Below are 15,008 nucleotides of genomic sequence, written 5' to 3'. Positions count from 1 at the left end.
TTTTCGTCCCGTATAGAGCTCCCATCATTCAATACACCGACATAATCACCGCATTCCGCCAGTTGTTCACCGTCACTACCCGACACCCCAGCCCATCAAACTGAATCCGCCCAGACGAAAGCTCCATCCGCAGCTTGCTGATGATGTCCCGGAGCCAACCCTTAACCATCACGTTGGCGCCACCAACCAGCCCCAGCACGAGTTGGCGCATGTCGTTGCAACGAACCAGCGTCTGCAATGCATCCTCGACGGCAGCGACGGTGCGTTCGTTGAAATTGTTGACCTGGGAGGCGATGGCGGGGTCGTTGCCAAAGACGATTTCGATGATATCGAGCAGGTCTTCCTTTTCCTGCATGGATAGCGACATAGCGGAGAGCCTCTGATTAGTTCCTGTATCGCCTCTGGCTTTCAGAGCGATTAACAGCCAAGACGCAAATTTGAAGGAAGGCTGGTTGCCTTTCAAAGATTTGCAACGCCGGATGTGGATTGCTCTGAATGCCCCGAAGGGCGAGTTCTGAAGGCTGCATCTGCGGCGTTGCGGCTCTTGGCAAGGGCTACGGCCATTCCCGGCGAACCGCGCCTTGCACCTACAACCTTCAGAACACGCAGAGACGATACAGGAACCAATCAAAGGCTCCTCAGATCACTCCTTTGATAATGTCCTTGATTCGGGTCTCCGACATGCCGGAGACATTGATCAAGATGAGCTGGGAGGTGTCGTTTTCATCCGTGAGAACGATCAGGGATTTTTTGGGGCCCAGCGCCCAGTAGCCTTTGCCGTTGCGTGTCGGGAACACCCGGATCTCCGTGGGTGCGATTTCTTCGTCCACGACATAGCGCTTGGATTTCATCGCTTCCTGCACGAAGGCATCGCTACTCCCCTCCCCCGATTTCAACCCGAAGAGATAGAGCGGCCAGTCGTGCAGGTTGGCGTCGGGAAAGCCCATGGAGCGGGCCATGACGGACTGGAAATAGAGATTGGAGCCGTTGGGGTAGATGAAAGTCAGCCCTTGCCCGCCAATGACTTTGACGCCGCTTAGGTCCTCAGTAGGGATTCGCAGAGTGGCAACGGGGCTCAGGCTGAACTGCGCTACGTGTTCGGCGGTAAGAGCATGGTATTGGGTGTTTTTGACCGGCGGTGAGCTGCAAGCGGCGGTGCTGAACAGCAAACTCAATAGCAGGAAGGTGCAGCTTCTTTTCACGGGACATCCTTGTTTTCAGGCTCGGGGAGCGAGGCCCCGACTCCGTTCGGGGAGGCTCTACGCTATCGAACAATTGGGTCATTATCAAAACGACAGCGGCATAAAGACTACGAGCAAAACCGGCACCGCACCAACTTCTTCGCCAGCTTGTCCCGCTTTTTCTGGATCCGCCGCATTTCCCGCAAATTCTGAAACGTTCGCTCAAATGCGTATCGCGCTTCGGCCTGGTTGGCTTCGTCGCAGAGTTCCAGCCAGTGTTTGGTGAGGCATTCCGTGGTCATAAGTACTCCTGTTTGCATTTCGATCACAGGAGTCAGGCTATCGCCAGACAGGTCATTGAATCCCGGCGACTTTTGGCAGGAATTGTGGCGAAAGGTGGACCGGACAGCCGGGCCGGCCAGCGCGCAGGATGATCGGCAAATGGACAACCCACCCCGCCTTTCGCTAACCTTGGCCTATCAGCGAGGAGAAGATTCTTATGTCCGTGGGATTCTTCGGATTTTGGAAAAAAGGGAAAGACGACGCCGGGAAGGACTCGGCCGGTCGCTATCGTGTGGACAAGGACGGCAACGCCAAGCTGAACCTCGAAAATGAAGAGGTGATCCGCTCCATTCGCGCCCAACTCCAGAGCCTCAAGGATTTCGAACCCGACCGCAAGACTGCCTGATCGCGCATGGGCGTCCTTTACGTCGCATTCGTGCTGGTCTGTGGTTATATCTTCACCTCCCTGCACCTGCCCGCACGCTACCAGCAGAAGCGCTCCTCCGGCTGGGAAAGCTACTTCTCCGTCGCCTTCTATGGATTTGTCTTTGTCATCCTGGCGACGCTGATTGTCATGCTGATTGACGGTTTCGATGTGCCGTCACGCGCCCTGCCCCATCTCGACACGACACTCGGCCGCCTCAACAGGCATATCGGCGATTACACCAGCCAGGCGGTAACCCCCCGGGAGTTGCTGATTGCCCTGCTCGCCTTCCTGTTGGCCGGCGTGAGCGGCGGTGTCAGTAAGTGGCGCACGAAGAATCCGGCGATCCGACTGCGCAAACTACGCAAGGCCTGCCTGGGGGATGAGCTGGAAGGCATTTTTTTGGATGCGCTGCGCAGCGAGCAGTGGGTGTCGCTGACGCTGGATACCCGCAAGTGCTACATCGGCATCGTGACCCATGTGCACACCGAGGCGGCGCTGCTGGATTCCATCTCGATCATTCCCACCCTGAGCGGCTACCGGGACGATGACGACCTGGAGCTCAAGCTGCTGCGGAACTACTACCACCACTACGAAGAGAAAGGGCTGCTGGAAGAAGGCACCCAGCTGGACCGGCTGTCCGAATTCCGGATCGTGATCCCCACCAAGCACATCGTGCACGTGTCGTTCTTCGACCTGAACGCCTACAAGAGCCTGCGTGAGAGCCAGGCGATCCCGGCCACCGCCTGAGCCGACGCTGGCACGGCCAGTCCCAGTGACGGGAATGCCGTGACAGATCCCGATGTTTTCTGTGGCTCACCATGCCATCAACCGTCAAACTCCGTCGCTGGATACAGCCTTGCTGACTGATGGGTGAAAGCCCTTGCCAATCCCACCCAATCCGCTACAAAGTTAGACAACACACAACAACAAACCAGCGAGCCTGACGATGACCTTTACCAAAGACCAGATCGACGAACTGAATCTTCTGACGCTCTTCGACCTGCACTCCACCCAGCAGGGCATCAAGGTGCATGGCCACTCGGCGGATCTGGATGCCGTGGATGCCGCCAAGCGGCTTTACGAGAAGGGCCTGACCACCCAGAAGGACGGCGGCTACCTGACGCAGCTGGGTATCGAGGCCGCCGAGCATGCCCAGCGGGTCCTGGCCATTCTGAAGTGAAGCGATGTCACGGGAAGTGCGCCCCAATCTTCCGGGGCGCATTCATAATGGGTACAGCAATAATCGAACGCTATTCATCCGCCGGCGCGACCATGTCCACAAACTGGCAGGCTTCGTCAAAGGTGGGAAAACTCTGCAGAACTTCCTGGCCGACGATTTCCACGTCGTACGTCAGTTGTTCGGGGTAAGGCAGTTCTTCACACGGGCGTGCGGTTACCCGCAGGAGCCCCCGTTCCAGCAATACATTATTTTGCGTGACAGCCATGCAACGCGTTCCTGTTGTTATTGTTCAAGCCGTAATCCATCACGCGGTGTCGTCCCTGTGAGAATTCCGGGGGCCTGGCGAGCCATTCCCTGAACCCTACCAAATTAATCGATAAGCGCAGGTGAATACCGTTTCTTTTTGTGACTCGCCTCAGTACCCCGCAAAGCGTTCCGGATCTTCGTAACCCGCTCTGCCGGCGCCTTTTTTTGACACATTCATACCGTATAAGCAACCGAATTGAGTTGGCCTGGATACACTCAACTATTGATTTTTCAGTCAACAGTCCGTAAAACATGACGCTATCCAACCGCATTCCCGATGCCATAATCGCGTTGGAACACGTCCCGGAAAAACGCAAAACAACGGCATTCGGGGCAAGACGGTCCAAAAACGAGAAGGGCAATGCAGCCGGCCGGCGATCCCGGTGACGGTAGCAGGTAAAAGCACAATGCAAAGCCTTCAGATGATGACGCACTTATCATTTATTCCCACGGTCAGCCGTCCACGCCTGCAGCCGGCAGCGTTGATTGGCCAATCCCCCGTGGCCAAGCTCGTTCTCGCCAAGGTCCTCGACGAGTAGATCTCTCCTCTCCCTATTGCAGCGGATGCACAACGTTCCCGACGGCACACGGATTGCTGTATCAAGGGGTTCGTGTACCTGCACGTTTGCGACTATCTTTTACTCAGATACCGACTGTTATCGACAGGCTCAGGAGTCATTCATGGCGGAAAATGCGCCCTTGATCTGTAAAGACATCCACAAAACCTTCAACGACAACGAAGTGCTCAAGGGCATTTCCCTGGAAACCCGCAAAGGCGATGTGGTGTCGCTGATCGGCAGTTCCGGCTCTGGCAAGAGTACTTTTCTGCGCTGCATCAACCTGCTGGAAACGCCCACTGCCGGTGAGGTGATCGTTCACGGTGAACCAATCCGGTTCAAGCACAACCGCAGGGGTGTCCGCATTCCGGCCGACAACAAGCAGGTCGAGCTGATGCGCGCCAAGCTGTCGATGGTCTTCCAGAGCTTCAATCTCTGGTCCCACATGACCGTAATGGAGAACATCATCGAAGCACCCATGCACGTGCTCAAGGTACCGAAAAAAGAGGCCATCGAGCGCGCCGAAGCCTACCTGCACAAAGTCGGTATCTATGAGCGCAAGGACTACTATCCTTCCCATATGTCGGGCGGCCAGCAGCAGCGGGCGGCCATCGCCCGGGCCCTGGCGATGGAGCCGGAGGTCATGCTGTTCGACGAGCCCACATCGGCACTGGATCCGGAGCTGGTGGGCGAGGTACTGCGGGTCATGCAAAGCCTGGCCGAAGAGGGCCGGACCATGATCGTGGTGACCCACGAGATGGCGTTTGCCCGGGATGTGTCAAGCCAGGTCCTGTTTTTGCATCAGGGCCGGATTGAAGAACAGGGCACCCCGGATAAAGTCTTCGACAATCCGGACTCGGAGCGCATGAAGCAATTCCTGGCGCCCAAGTTCTGATGACCGGATCTGATCACTCTCTGGCCGACAGTCCCTGCCGGTCGAAAGACGTTCAGAGAAAAACAGTGATGGCGACATCGCTGGATAAAAAAAGCCCAAAGGCAAAACAATGGAGAAGCGACTCATGAAAAAGCTGATTGTTGCAGCAACCTGTGCCCTGGCCGTGATGACCGGCTCAGTGCAGGCAAAAGAATGGAAAGACATCCGCATCGCTTTCGACGTGCCTTACGAGCCGTTCGAATACAAGAAGCCGGATGGCTCCCTGACCGGCTTCGAGGTGGAACTGGCCGAAGCCATGTGTAAAGAGCTGCAAGCCAACTGTGACTTCGTCATCCAGTCCTGGGATGGCATGATTCCGGGCCTGCTGGCGCGTAAGTTCGACGCCATTATGTCCTCCATGTCCATCACCCCGGAGCGTCAGGAGAAAGTCCTGTTCTCCGAACCGTACTACAACACCCCGGGTGGCTGGTTCGCCAAGAACGATGAGACCACCGACCCGACCGACATGGATGCCATGAAGGGCAAGATCGTCGGCGTCCAGCGCGGCACCACCATGGACACCTACGTCACCGAAAACATGAGCGGCGTGGTTGAAATCAAGCGTTACACCACCGCCGACGACATGGTCCTGGACCTGGAAGGCGAGCGTCTGGACATGGTCTTCGTGGACTACCCGGTGGGCGAGCAGACCCTGCTGAACCGCGACGGTTTCCACGAAATCGGCCAGCCGGTGAAGCTGGGCGAAGGCGTTGGCGTGGCCATGCGCAAGCGTGACCAGGATCTGGCCGAGCAGATCAACAAGGCGCTGACGAAGCTGAAGAATGATGGCACCTACGACACCATCATGAAGAAATACTTCACCTACGACGTCAAGATGTAAACCCGGCACGGCCGCCGGCATCGCGCCGGCGGCCTGTCCCCAACACGGACCTATCCATGCTCGATCTGCACGGCTACGGCCCTTCAATCCTGAAAGGCGCTGTGATTACCGTTGAACTGGCGCTACTGTCGCTGCTTCTGGCGGTTGTCCTCGGCTTGATTGGCGCCTCATCAAAGCTTTCCGGTAACCGCGGGCTCTATGCCGGCGCGACCGCCTACACGACCCTGATCCGCGGTGTCCCGGATCTGGTCATGATGCTGCTGCTGTACTACGGCGGACAGGTTCTGGTGAACAAGCTGTCCGACTTCCTGTACTACGAATTCAATGTCGACTGGTTCTTCCAGTTCGACCCGTTTATTTCCGGCGTGCTGACGATCGGCCTGATCTTCGGTGCGTACATGACGGAAACCTTCCGCGGCGCGTTCCTCGCGGTCGACAGCGGCCAGATCGAAGCCGGCAAGGCCTATGGCTTCACCCGCTGGCACACGTTCCGTCGCATCATGTTCCCGCAGATGCTGCGCCACGCCCTGCCCGGTGTGGGCAACAACTGGCAGGTCCTGCTCAAGACCACGGCACTGGTCTCCATCATCGGCCTGACCGACATGGTCCGCGTCGCCGAACAGGCCAGTAAGGCCGAGCACGCGCCGTTCAAGTTCTTCGTGCCGGTGGCGGTGGTCTATCTCCTCCTGACAGCCGGATCCGAGCTCTTTATCCGCTGGGTCAACAGCCGCGTCAGTGTCGGCGTCGTGAAGGGGGACTGAATCCATGCCTGATTTTATCGTTCAATGGCTGAACACCCACGACGTGTTTACCGCCACCACCATGCTGCACTACTGGGACGGTCTGGTCACCACGGTGCAACTGGTGTTCCTGTCGCTGGTGATCGGCCTGGTGCTGTCCGTACCGCTGGCGATCCTGCGCACTGTGCGCAACCCGTTCGTATCCGGCCCCGTGTGGCTGTACACCTATATGTTCCGGGGCACGCCGCTGCTGATCCAGCTGTACATCATCTACTACGGCATTGCGCAGATTCAGGGCATCCAGCAGACCTTCTGGTGGGAGATCTTCAAGGATCCATTCTACCCGGCCCTGCTGGCCTTCGTGCTCAATACGGCGGCCTACACCACCGAAATCATCCGCGGTGCCCTTGAAGCCACGCCGCACGGCGAAGTTGAGGCGGCCAAGGCCTATGGCATGTCCTGGTTCATGCGCACCCGTCGGATCATCCTGCCCAGCGCGGCCCGCCGTGCCCTGCAGGCCTACTCCAACGAGGTGATCTTCATGCTACACGCCAGTGCCATTGCCAGCGTGGTGACGATTGTCGACCTGACCGGTGCCGCCCGGGATATCTATTCCCGCTTCTACGCGCCGTTCGATGCCTTTATCGCCGTCGCGCTGATGTACATGGCCCTGACGTTCTCCATCATCTTCGTCTTCCGCCATTTGGAAAAGCGGATGCTGCGACACCTCAAACCGCTGAGCTGAGTAACCCCTCATGTCAGTGCGCAAAACCCTGTTTGACGGCGAGCCGGACTGGCTCGCCCATACCCTGTCCCGGGCCGGCCAGGCCTCGGCACCGGTTACCGCCGCCCTGCCGGATGGCGCCGAAATCCGGCGGCTGGATACCGGCATCCTGGAACTGGTTCCGGCCTCTGCCGATGACCGGCGACTGATCATTTCGGCCGGTATCCACGGCAACGAAACGGCACCGATCGAAGTGCTCAACGGCCTGCTCAACGAGCTGGTCGACGGCCGCTGGCAAATCGCACGCCGGACCCTGCTGATCCTGGGCAACCCCCTGTCGATGGTCGCCGGCGACCGTTTTGTGGACCACAACATGAACCGCCTGTTCAGCGGCGCCCACGCCAAGGCCCCCTATACGGGATCGCCCGAAGCGGCGCGCGCGGCCCAGTTGGAACAGGCCTGCCGGGAGTTTGTGGGCGACGCGGACAGGGTCTCCCACTATGACCTGCACACGGCCATCCGCCCGTCACTGCGGGAGAAATTTGCACTCTATCCGTTTGTGGAAGGCCGTAAAGTGCCGCAGGACCAGTGCAATTTCCTGCTGGAAGCCGAAGTCCACACGCTGCTGCTGCAGCACAAGGCGGGCACGACCTTCTCGTCCTTCTCCTCCAGCCACCTGGGTGCTGAAAGTTTCACCATCGAGCTGGGTAAGGTTCGCCCGTTCGGACAGAACGACCTGCTGCGCTTCAAGGGCATCGAAAACGCCCTGCGCCGCGTGTTCCGGGACGAACCCGCCCCCACACCGCCGGACGCCGATGAGTTGACCGTGTTCGAGGTGGTGCACGAGATCCTGAACACAGGGGACGACTTCCAGTTCCACGTGCCGGACGACATCGCCAACTTCACGCCCTACCAGCCGGGCACCGTCATCTGGGAGGATGGCGCGACCCAATACAGGGTGGGCGATGTGCCGGAAGCGATCATCTTCCCGAATAGGAATGTGCCCGTGGGGCAACGGGTTGGGTTATTGGTGCGGGAGAAGGCCTGACTTCAGTCTGCCGATACCTTCAGGGGCCTGCCGGCCCCATCGAGGCGAAAGCGTCGGCCACATTGACCCTATAACTCGAGCATGTAGCAGACGCTTCAGCTTCTGAGGCGCCGCAGGCGCCCCGGACTCAACACCGAGCCTCCTGAAACCTCATCATTGAACGCCAGCAGCCCTACAGGCTGCTCCGAAGCTAAAGCGTCGGCTACATTTTTCCTCTAACCCGAGCATGTAGCAGACGCTTCAGCTTCTGAGGCGCCGCAGGCGCCCCTGAGTCACCCCGCCGCCCTAGTCTCTTCCATCGCCACCACCGGCCCACGAATCACCTTCACACACAGCGCCGGCACCACCAGCAGCGTCAGCACCGTCGAGGCCAGCAGGCCGGAGATGATCGCCCAGGCCATCGGTGGCCAGAGGGTGGAGCTGGAGAAGGCCAAAGGCAACAGACCCGCCACCGTCGTTGCCGTCGTCAGCAGGATCGGCCGGGTGCGCTGTTCCACCGCCAGCCGTACGGCTTCCCGGATGGGCTGACCGGCTTCAAGCTGCCGATCCATCACATCCAGCAACACGATGGCGTTGTTCACCACGATGCCCACCAGCGCGATCACGCCCAGCAGCGACTGGAAGCCGAACGGCGAACCGGACAGTACCAGCCCCGGGAGAATCCCCACGGTGGCCAGCGGCACGGTCAGCAGGATGATCCCCACCCGCTTGAACGAGTTGAACTGCAGCAGCAGGAAGAACAGCAACAACAGTACGCCGATGGGAGCGGTGGTCAGGATGGCACTGTTGGCATCGCTGGAGCCCTCGGCGTCGCCACCGTATTCCATGCGGGTGCCCGGCGGCAGCGGGTGGGTTTTCAGGTAGGTTTCCAACCCGCCCAGCGCCTGACTGAAACTGTAACCGTTCTCCAGGTTCGCGGTGACCGTATTCACCCGCACCCCATTACGCAGATAGCGGGCCGCCAGTTCCCAGGTGGTGTTTACCGTGGCCACGGCGGATAACGGCACCGCCTTGCCCTGGGCAGTGTAGACGTTGATCGACAGCAATCGGGTCAAAGACAGGTCCGTCCCTTCCCGGGAACGCAGCACCAGCGGAATGGGGTCGTCCTCCTGCCGGTACTGCTCGGCCACCATGCCGAAGCTCTGGCCATACAGGCTGCGTGCGACATCCGCCCGTGTGATGCCATAACGGGCGGCCACGGCGTCGTCCACATTGATGCGCACGCTGGGTATACCGGGGTCGAGGTCGTGGCGCACGTCCACGGCACCCGGCGCCTGCCGCAGGCCGGAATAGACCGTCTCCACCGCCTGCGCACGCACACTGTCATCGGGGTGATACAGGCGGACTTCGACCGGTGCCACCCGGGGCGGCCCCTGACCCAGGATGCCGACCGTCAGGTCCGCCTCCGGCAGGGCCTCGGCGGCATAGTCGCGAATCCAGTGCACGAGACCGGTGGTCTGCTCCAGGGTTTCCGTCTTGATCACCAGCCGCCCACGGTTGGGCGCCTGGGGAGCCCGCCGCAGGTTGTAGTAGAAGCTGGGGCCGGTAAAGCCGACAAAACGGTGGACATTGACCGTCTCCGGCCGGCTGCGGATCGCGCGCTCCAGGTCGGCCGCAACCATCGCGGTTTTGCCCTGGTCGGTGCCCTCGGGCATATACAGTTCAACGATCACCCGCGGCCGGTCCGCATTGGGGAAGAACTGCTGCTTGAGGAACGGCGTCAGCGCCATGCTGGCAGCGACCATCACGACACCGCCCAGCACCAGCCAGCCCGGCGCCCGGGCCACCAGCCGTCCCAGCACACGCGCCAGACCGGCCAGCCGATCGGCCCGCACCTGCTTGCGGGGTTTGAGGAATCGGGCCGCCAGCAGGGGCACGGCCGAGATGGCCAACAGGTAGCTGATCGACAGGGTCAGCATGATCATGACCGGGATGCCACGGGTGAAATCTGCCGTCCCGCCCTTGGACAGCAACAGCGGCGCGAACGCGGCCAGAGTCGTCCCCGTGGATGCACCCAGCGGCCCCGCCAATTCCCTTACCGAGCGAACGAGCGCCTCCATGCGTGCAGCGCCCTCGTCCAGCAGCGTCTGGATGTTTTCCACAATCACGATGGCGTTGTCGATCAGGATACCGAGGGAGATCACCATTCCGATCACCGCAATCTGGTGCAGGATGCCGCCACCCAGATCGTACAGGCCGATGCTGATCAGCGTGACCATCGGCAGGATGGTCGCCACCAGCAAGCCCATTCGCAGGCCCATGCCGGTGAACACCACGGCGATGATGATCAGCACCGAGAACAACAGGCTCCAGGCCAGGTTGTCGAGACGGTCCTGGACCTTGTCCGGCTGGAAGAACATCTCCTGGATGGTGTAGGGCGCGAGCTCCGGCCGCAACTGAGCGAGGCGCTCCCGCACCCGCTCGCCAAAGCGGATGGCGTCGGTCTTGCCCTCCTCCAGCATGATGTTGACCAGCACCACACGCTCACCGTCGTACCAGGTTTCCGGCTGCCGGGGTTCGGCGGGGCCGCGCCAGATCTCGGCGGCCGAGGCCAGCGGCACCTGGGAGCCGTCCGGCAGTTCGATGGGCGTGGCGCGGATGGCGTCCAGGTTGTCGAATTCACTGTTGGGCAGGATCGAAATCCGCTGGCCGTCGACCACCAGGAAACCGCCAGGGATCACCTGGTTGCGCTGGGCCAGCGTATCCAGCACCCGCGACGGTGAGACACCCAACCGGTAAAGTGCAGCGTCGTCCAGCGCCAGGGTGATCTGCTCGTCGGCGTCGCCTTCCAGTTCGACGCGGGACACGCCGGGAATATCCAGCAGGTTATTCTTGAGCTTTTCCGCCTGTTCGCTCAGTTCGGTGACCGACGGCGAGCCGCCCACCGCCAGCACGATGGTCGGGATATTGATCAGGCGGTCTTCCAGGTTCATGGTGCCGACGCCGTCCGGAAAATCGTGACGGGCCCGCTCCATCGCCTGACGCACCCGGTCCCAGGCGGCATCGGTGTCGTAGATGGTGTCGTTGAGGCGGATATTGACCACCGCCACGCCGGTCCGGGCGGTGCCGGAGGCAAAATCCACTTCCTCGACCTGGCGCAGTTCATCCGCCAGTGGTTCCAGTACCAGGCGTTCCACGGCATCGGCGTTGGCGCCGGGATAGCTGACCGTCAGCAGGCCGGCCCGATGCGGGAAGGACGGGTCTTCCTGCCGGGGCATGGTGTTATAGGCGGCCACCCCCAGCAGGCAGAGCATGGTCACCACCATGCCCAACAGGCGGCGGCAGCGCATCAGCCGGCCCATCATGGCAGGATCTCCAGGGCATCACCCGGCGTGACCCGTGTCATACCGGCGTAGACCACCTGATCGCCCGCCTTGAGGGCGCCATCCGCAAGGATCGCCTGCTCGCCCATGATCTGCTTGACGGCCACGTCCACGCGCTCGGCGGTGGGTCGGTCACCGTCGTCGGCAATGCGAAACACGCTGGTGCCGTCGGCGGAGCGCATCACCGACAGCAACGGCACGGACAGCAGCGACGCGTTGGGCGAGGCAAGTCCCACTTCCACCGGCACACCCGCCTCCAGCACGCCATCCGGCAGGTTGACCATAACCGCGTGGAGTTCCCCCCGCAGACCGCTGGGCTGGGCGATTTCGCTGACGGTGCCACTCACCGGTGCCTGGTCCCGACGCTGCACCGACCACACCTTCACCGTTTCGCCCAACCTGACGTGATCCAGCAGGTAGGCCGGCACACGGACTTCCACTTCCAGTCCCTTGGGCGCGGACAGGCGCACCACCGGCTGGCCCGCTCCCACAAACTCGTCCGCTTCCACCAGCACCGCCTCGATGCGGCCATCGAAGGGCGCTTTCAGGGTACTCTCGGCGACCATCCGCTCAGCTTCGGCGAGAGACGCCCGGGCGGTGGACACGCTGGCCCTGAGCGCGTCCCGCTTGGCTTCAAGCTGTTCCAGGGCCTGTTCGGAGACCACCCCCCGCTCGAACAGCCGCCGGGAGCGTTGCCACTCGCGGCCGGCCTGGTCCAGTTGGGTCTGCAGCTCCTGCAGGCGAGCCTTCGCGGAATCCCGTGCCGGCTCCAGTCCCGGGTTGTAGAGATGCGCCAGCACCTGCCCCTGATGAACCTGCTGCCCCAGCTCCACCGGCCGCTCCCGGACCGTACCGCTCACCTGGAACGTCAGCGTCGCTCGCTGGCGCGCCTGGACAATGCCGGCAAAACGCAACGGCTCGGCCTGATCCGCCGTGATGCTCACGGTAGCGGCGCGCACGCTGACGGATGTATCCGGGGCTTCGGGCGCGCCAACCGACTCCGCACAGCCATTCAACCCGGCGACCGTCGCCGTCATCAGTAGAGCCAGTAAAAGGAGAGAGAAACGTGGGGCGGTGGTTTTCATCATGATCACCAGTGGGCTGAGCGCCCGGCTTCCTACCGGACGAATGTTGAACAGGTTATCGATCGAATTTGCAATCGGTCATGATCTGAACGATCTTTTAAGACATAATGTCATTCTTTGACACTTTGTCAACGACTAGAATATGAATACAGTCCCATTGGGATTCATCGTGGGTGGATTACCCAGCAGTCAGAGAGGATCCGGATTCATGAGTAACCTGCAGGAACGGCGGGAACGGGAAAAACAGCAGCGGCAGGACGCCATACTGGACGCGGCGGAGACCATGTTTGCCGGGAAGGGCTATGAGCGCACGTCAATGGACGAGATCGCCCGCACCGCCAGCCTGAGCCGAGCGCTGCTTTACGTCTATTTCAAGGACAAGGCGGCCATCCAGCGGGGCATTATTCTGCGCGCGGCCGAACGTCTGCAGGAACGTTTCCGGACGGCCCTGGAAGCCGGCGATACCGGTCTCGACAAGATCCGCGAAATAGGCGCAGCCTACTACCGGTTCTGGCAGGAAGAGCCCAACTATTTCGACGCCCTGACCCGGGCCGCCACCGCCATGCAGGATGCCGACGCCGACGAGAGCGAGCTGATGGTAGGCTGCGAGATGACGACCATGTCGCTGATGGTGGAAGCGCTGAACGCCGGGATCGAAGACGGCAGCATCGATGCCACCCAGGTCAGTGATTGCTTCCAGACCGCGCTCTACCTACGTGGCGCCCTGCACGGGGTGATCATGATGTGCCAGCAGGAAATGGGCGAGGACGGGCCGCTTGCAACATACCCCAGCGACTCGCTGGTGCGGCATACGATGGAGATGCTGGTGCGGTCGATCAGGGCTTGATGGCAAAGACGAATCAGGCGCCTTCGGAGGCGCACCCCCTCTCCCCAACCCTCTCCCCTGGAGGGAGGGGGGGGGGGGGGGAGAAGGCAAGAAAAGCCTCTCAGGTCATAACATCCACTTGAATCACCGCTGAAAATCGTAAATCGACCCCAGCCCCAGGATCCCGGTCAGCTCGTCCAGCGCGTGACGACACTCGTCCAGCAGCATCGGGTCGGCCAGGTCGTCCTGGCTCAGCTCATCCCGGTAGTGCCCTTCCACCCAGGTGGTCAGGCGCTCATACAGGGCATCGTTCATCAGCACACCATCGTGCATGGCTTTCAGCTCGTCGTCGGTCAGCACCACCCGCAGACGCAGGCAGGCGGGACCGCCGCCGTTGCGCATGGACTGCTTCACGTCGAACACTTCCACGGCCTTGATGGGGCCGCCCTGGGCCACCAGCTTGTCCAGGTAGCGGCTGACGGATTCAATCTCCCGACACTCACCCGGCACCGCCAGCAGCATGGAGCCATCTTTCTGCGTCAGCAGCTGACTGTTGAACAGGTAGGAACTGACCGCGTCGGCCAGGGGCACCTCGTCGGAGCTGACTTTCACGGCTTGCAGTTCCGCGCCTTTCAGCCGCGCCTGCACGTCCGCCAGCACCTGCGCTTCGTCCAGGAACGCCATGTCGTGGTAGAACAGCACGTTGCCGTTACCCACCGCGATCACGTCGTTGTGGAACACGCCGGCGTCGATGGCATCCGGGTTTTGCTGGGCGAACACCGCGCGCGCGTCGCTCAGGCCGTGCAGTCGTGCAATGGCGCGGGACGCTTCCAGGGTCTGTCGTGCCGGGAAGCGCTTGGGCGCCGGGGCGGATTCGTCAAACGCCTGCTGACCATAGACGAACAGCTCCACGCCGGGATCTCCGTAGGCGCAGCATAGACGGGTGTGGTTCGCCGCGCCCTCATCGCCGAACTGGCTGATCGACGGCAGCGCCGGATGGTGGGCGAAGTAGGCTTCGTCCGAGAACATCGATTTCAGCGCCCGGCCGGTCACTTCATGCTCGATGGAGCGATGGAACTTCGCGCCCAGGTTGGCCGGGGTGAAGTGCACCCGGTGGTCGTGGGTGTCCGCGCTCGGGGACACCGTGGCCGCGTTGGCGGTCCACATGCAGGAGGCGGACGACACGGCCGCCAGGATCACCGGATTTTCCTTCGCCGCCTGGGACAGGATCTCACCGTCACTGCCGGTGAAGCCCAGTTTGCGCAGGGTCGGAATATGCGGCCGCTCGTGCGGCGGCAGGATGCCCTGCACGAAGCCGCGGCCCGCCAGCGCCTTCATCTTGGCCAGGCCCTGCAGCGCCGCTTCCTTCGGGTTGGACACGGCACTGACGTTGGATTTGGAGGCCACATTCCCCCAGGACAGGCCCGCATAGTTGTGGGTCGGTCCGACCAGACCGTCAAAATTGGCTTCAGTGGCGTGTTGGGTCATGAAAACCTCACAAAATTCGTCTGGGTTGTTCTGTGTCGATCAGGCGCAACGCAGGTCAATATCAAT

General features: G+C 61.2%; 16 protein-coding genes. 9 read left to right on the top strand and 7 right to left on the bottom strand.

The features are described from left to right. Positions 1-28 precede the first annotated feature (28 nt). The 3 genes from EZI54_RS15605 to EZI54_RS24465 all read right to left on the bottom strand — a co-directional run bounded on the left by EZI54_RS15605 (position 29) and on the right by EZI54_RS24465 (position 1,483). On the bottom strand, positions 29-367 hold the full coding sequence (locus tag EZI54_RS15605; protein ID WP_131482813.1) for a hypothetical protein: 339 nt from the start codon (positions 365-367) through the stop codon (positions 29-31). 271 nt (positions 368-638) lie between these two features. Beyond that, a complete protein-coding gene (locus EZI54_RS15600) occupies positions 639-1,202 on the bottom strand; it encodes a hypothetical protein (protein ID WP_131482812.1) in 564 nt (187 codons plus the stop codon). 107 nt (positions 1,203-1,309) lie between these two features. Then, on the bottom strand, positions 1,310-1,483 hold the full coding sequence (locus EZI54_RS24465) for a hypothetical protein (RefSeq protein WP_165495771.1): 174 nt from the start codon (positions 1,481-1,483) through the stop codon (positions 1,310-1,312). Between the two features lie 197 nt (positions 1,484-1,680). On the opposite strand from EZI54_RS24465, the gene EZI54_RS15595 reads away from it, so the two are divergent. The 3 genes from EZI54_RS15595 to EZI54_RS15585 all read left to right on the top strand — a co-directional run bounded on the left by EZI54_RS15595 (position 1,681) and on the right by EZI54_RS15585 (position 3,070). Next, positions 1,681-1,869: a hypothetical protein gene (locus EZI54_RS15595; RefSeq protein ID WP_123635368.1), complete on the top strand. Its 189-nt coding sequence runs from the start codon at positions 1,681-1,683 to the stop codon at positions 1,867-1,869. A 6-nt stretch (positions 1,870-1,875) separates the two neighbouring features. Further along, positions 1,876-2,637: a hypothetical protein gene (locus EZI54_RS15590; RefSeq protein WP_131482811.1), complete on the top strand. Its 762-nt coding sequence runs from the start codon at positions 1,876-1,878 to the stop codon at positions 2,635-2,637. Between the two features lie 199 nt (positions 2,638-2,836). Further along, positions 2,837-3,070: a TIGR02647 family protein gene (locus EZI54_RS15585; RefSeq protein WP_131482810.1), complete on the top strand. Its 234-nt coding sequence runs from the start codon at positions 2,837-2,839 to the stop codon at positions 3,068-3,070. A 70-nt stretch (positions 3,071-3,140) separates the two neighbouring features. Here the strand turns inward: EZI54_RS15585 and EZI54_RS15580 are convergent, their stop codons facing one another. Continuing rightward, positions 3,141-3,335, bottom strand: a complete 195-nt coding sequence (locus EZI54_RS15580) for a hypothetical protein (RefSeq protein WP_131482809.1) — start codon at positions 3,333-3,335, stop codon at positions 3,141-3,143. 722 nt (positions 3,336-4,057) lie between these two features. Between EZI54_RS15580 and EZI54_RS15575 the strand changes: the two genes are divergently transcribed. The 5 genes from EZI54_RS15575 (at position 4,058) to astE (ending at position 8,220) form a co-directional block, all read left to right on the top strand. Then, on the top strand, positions 4,058-4,828 hold the full coding sequence (locus tag EZI54_RS15575) for an ABC transporter ATP-binding protein (RefSeq protein ID WP_131482808.1): 771 nt from the start codon (positions 4,058-4,060) through the stop codon (positions 4,826-4,828). 124 nt (positions 4,829-4,952) lie between these two features. Further along, entirely contained in the window at positions 4,953-5,708 is a 756-nt protein-coding gene (locus EZI54_RS15570; RefSeq protein ID WP_131482807.1) for a transporter substrate-binding domain-containing protein, read from the top strand. Between the two features lie 56 nt (positions 5,709-5,764). Continuing rightward, the gene (locus EZI54_RS15565) at positions 5,765-6,469 is read left to right on the top strand and encodes an ABC transporter permease (RefSeq protein WP_131482806.1); all 705 of its coding nucleotides are present in this window, start codon (positions 5,765-5,767) and stop codon (positions 6,467-6,469) included. Between the two features lie 4 nt (positions 6,470-6,473). Then, positions 6,474-7,193: an ABC transporter permease gene (locus EZI54_RS15560; protein ID WP_131482805.1), complete on the top strand. Its 720-nt coding sequence runs from the start codon at positions 6,474-6,476 to the stop codon at positions 7,191-7,193. 10 nt (positions 7,194-7,203) lie between these two features. Further along, the gene (astE, locus tag EZI54_RS15555; protein WP_131482804.1) at positions 7,204-8,220 is read left to right on the top strand and encodes a succinylglutamate desuccinylase; all 1,017 of its coding nucleotides are present in this window, start codon (positions 7,204-7,206) and stop codon (positions 8,218-8,220) included. A gap of 272 nt (positions 8,221-8,492) precedes the next feature. On the opposite strand, the gene EZI54_RS15550 is transcribed toward astE, so the two are convergent. Next, the gene (locus tag EZI54_RS15550) at positions 8,493-11,525 is read right to left on the bottom strand and encodes an efflux RND transporter permease subunit (protein ID WP_131482803.1); all 3,033 of its coding nucleotides are present in this window, start codon (positions 11,523-11,525) and stop codon (positions 8,493-8,495) included. After that, positions 11,522-12,580: an efflux RND transporter periplasmic adaptor subunit gene (locus tag EZI54_RS15545; RefSeq protein WP_242674492.1), complete on the bottom strand. Its 1,059-nt coding sequence runs from the start codon at positions 12,578-12,580 to the stop codon at positions 11,522-11,524. Before EZI54_RS15545 ends, EZI54_RS15550 begins: the two co-directional genes overlap by 4 nt. Before the next feature lie 256 nt (positions 12,581-12,836). Here EZI54_RS15545 and EZI54_RS15540 point away from each other — a divergent pair, with 256 nt between their 5' ends. Continuing rightward, positions 12,837-13,475, top strand: coding sequence for a TetR/AcrR family transcriptional regulator (locus EZI54_RS15540; protein ID WP_131482801.1), 639 nt, complete (start codon positions 12,837-12,839; stop codon positions 13,473-13,475). 123 nt (positions 13,476-13,598) lie between these two features. Here the strand turns inward: EZI54_RS15540 and astB are convergent, their stop codons facing one another. Continuing rightward, on the bottom strand, positions 13,599-14,942 hold the full coding sequence (gene astB, locus EZI54_RS15535; RefSeq protein WP_131482800.1) for an N-succinylarginine dihydrolase: 1,344 nt from the start codon (positions 14,940-14,942) through the stop codon (positions 13,599-13,601). Positions 14,943-15,008: the final 66 nt, after the last annotated feature.

The sequence above is a fragment of the Marinobacter halodurans genome (assembly GCF_004327985.1).
Lineage (GTDB): Bacteria > Pseudomonadota > Gammaproteobacteria > Pseudomonadales > Oleiphilaceae > Marinobacter_A > Marinobacter_A halodurans.
Note: the sequence above shows the minus strand (reverse complement) of the source record. Positions and strands in the feature narration are given on the sequence as shown.

Excerpts from the sequence above, each read along its gene's own strand:
- EZI54_RS15605 (WP_131482813.1), bottom strand. The coding sequence starts at position 367 with ATGTCGCTATCCATGCAGGAAAAGGAAGACCTGCTCGATATCATCGAA.
- EZI54_RS24465 (WP_165495771.1), bottom strand. The coding sequence starts at position 1,483 with ATGACCACGGAATGCCTCACCAAACACTGGCTGGAACTCTGCGACGAA.
- EZI54_RS15595 (WP_123635368.1), top strand. The coding sequence starts at position 1,681 with ATGTCCGTGGGATTCTTCGGATTTTGGAAAAAAGGGAAAGACGACGCC.
- EZI54_RS15590 (WP_131482811.1), top strand. The coding sequence starts at position 1,876 with ATGGGCGTCCTTTACGTCGCATTCGTGCTGGTCTGTGGTTATATCTTC.
- EZI54_RS15585 (WP_131482810.1), top strand. The coding sequence starts at position 2,837 with ATGACCTTTACCAAAGACCAGATCGACGAACTGAATCTTCTGACGCTC.
- EZI54_RS15580 (WP_131482809.1), bottom strand. The coding sequence starts at position 3,335 with ATGGCTGTCACGCAAAATAATGTATTGCTGGAACGGGGGCTCCTGCGG.
- EZI54_RS15575 (WP_131482808.1), top strand. The coding sequence starts at position 4,058 with ATGGCGGAAAATGCGCCCTTGATCTGTAAAGACATCCACAAAACCTTC.
- EZI54_RS15570 (WP_131482807.1), top strand. The coding sequence starts at position 4,953 with ATGAAAAAGCTGATTGTTGCAGCAACCTGTGCCCTGGCCGTGATGACC.
- EZI54_RS15565 (WP_131482806.1), top strand. The coding sequence starts at position 5,765 with ATGCTCGATCTGCACGGCTACGGCCCTTCAATCCTGAAAGGCGCTGTG.
- EZI54_RS15560 (WP_131482805.1), top strand. The coding sequence starts at position 6,474 with ATGCCTGATTTTATCGTTCAATGGCTGAACACCCACGACGTGTTTACC.
- astE (WP_131482804.1), top strand. The coding sequence starts at position 7,204 with ATGTCAGTGCGCAAAACCCTGTTTGACGGCGAGCCGGACTGGCTCGCC.
- EZI54_RS15550 (WP_131482803.1), bottom strand. The coding sequence starts at position 11,525 with ATGATGGGCCGGCTGATGCGCTGCCGCCGCCTGTTGGGCATGGTGGTG.
- EZI54_RS15545 (WP_242674492.1), bottom strand. The coding sequence starts at position 12,580 with ATGACGGCGACGGTCGCCGGGTTGAATGGCTGTGCGGAGTCGGTTGGC.
- EZI54_RS15540 (WP_131482801.1), top strand. The coding sequence starts at position 12,837 with ATGAGTAACCTGCAGGAACGGCGGGAACGGGAAAAACAGCAGCGGCAG.
- astB (WP_131482800.1), bottom strand. The coding sequence starts at position 14,942 with ATGACCCAACACGCCACTGAAGCCAATTTTGACGGTCTGGTCGGACCG.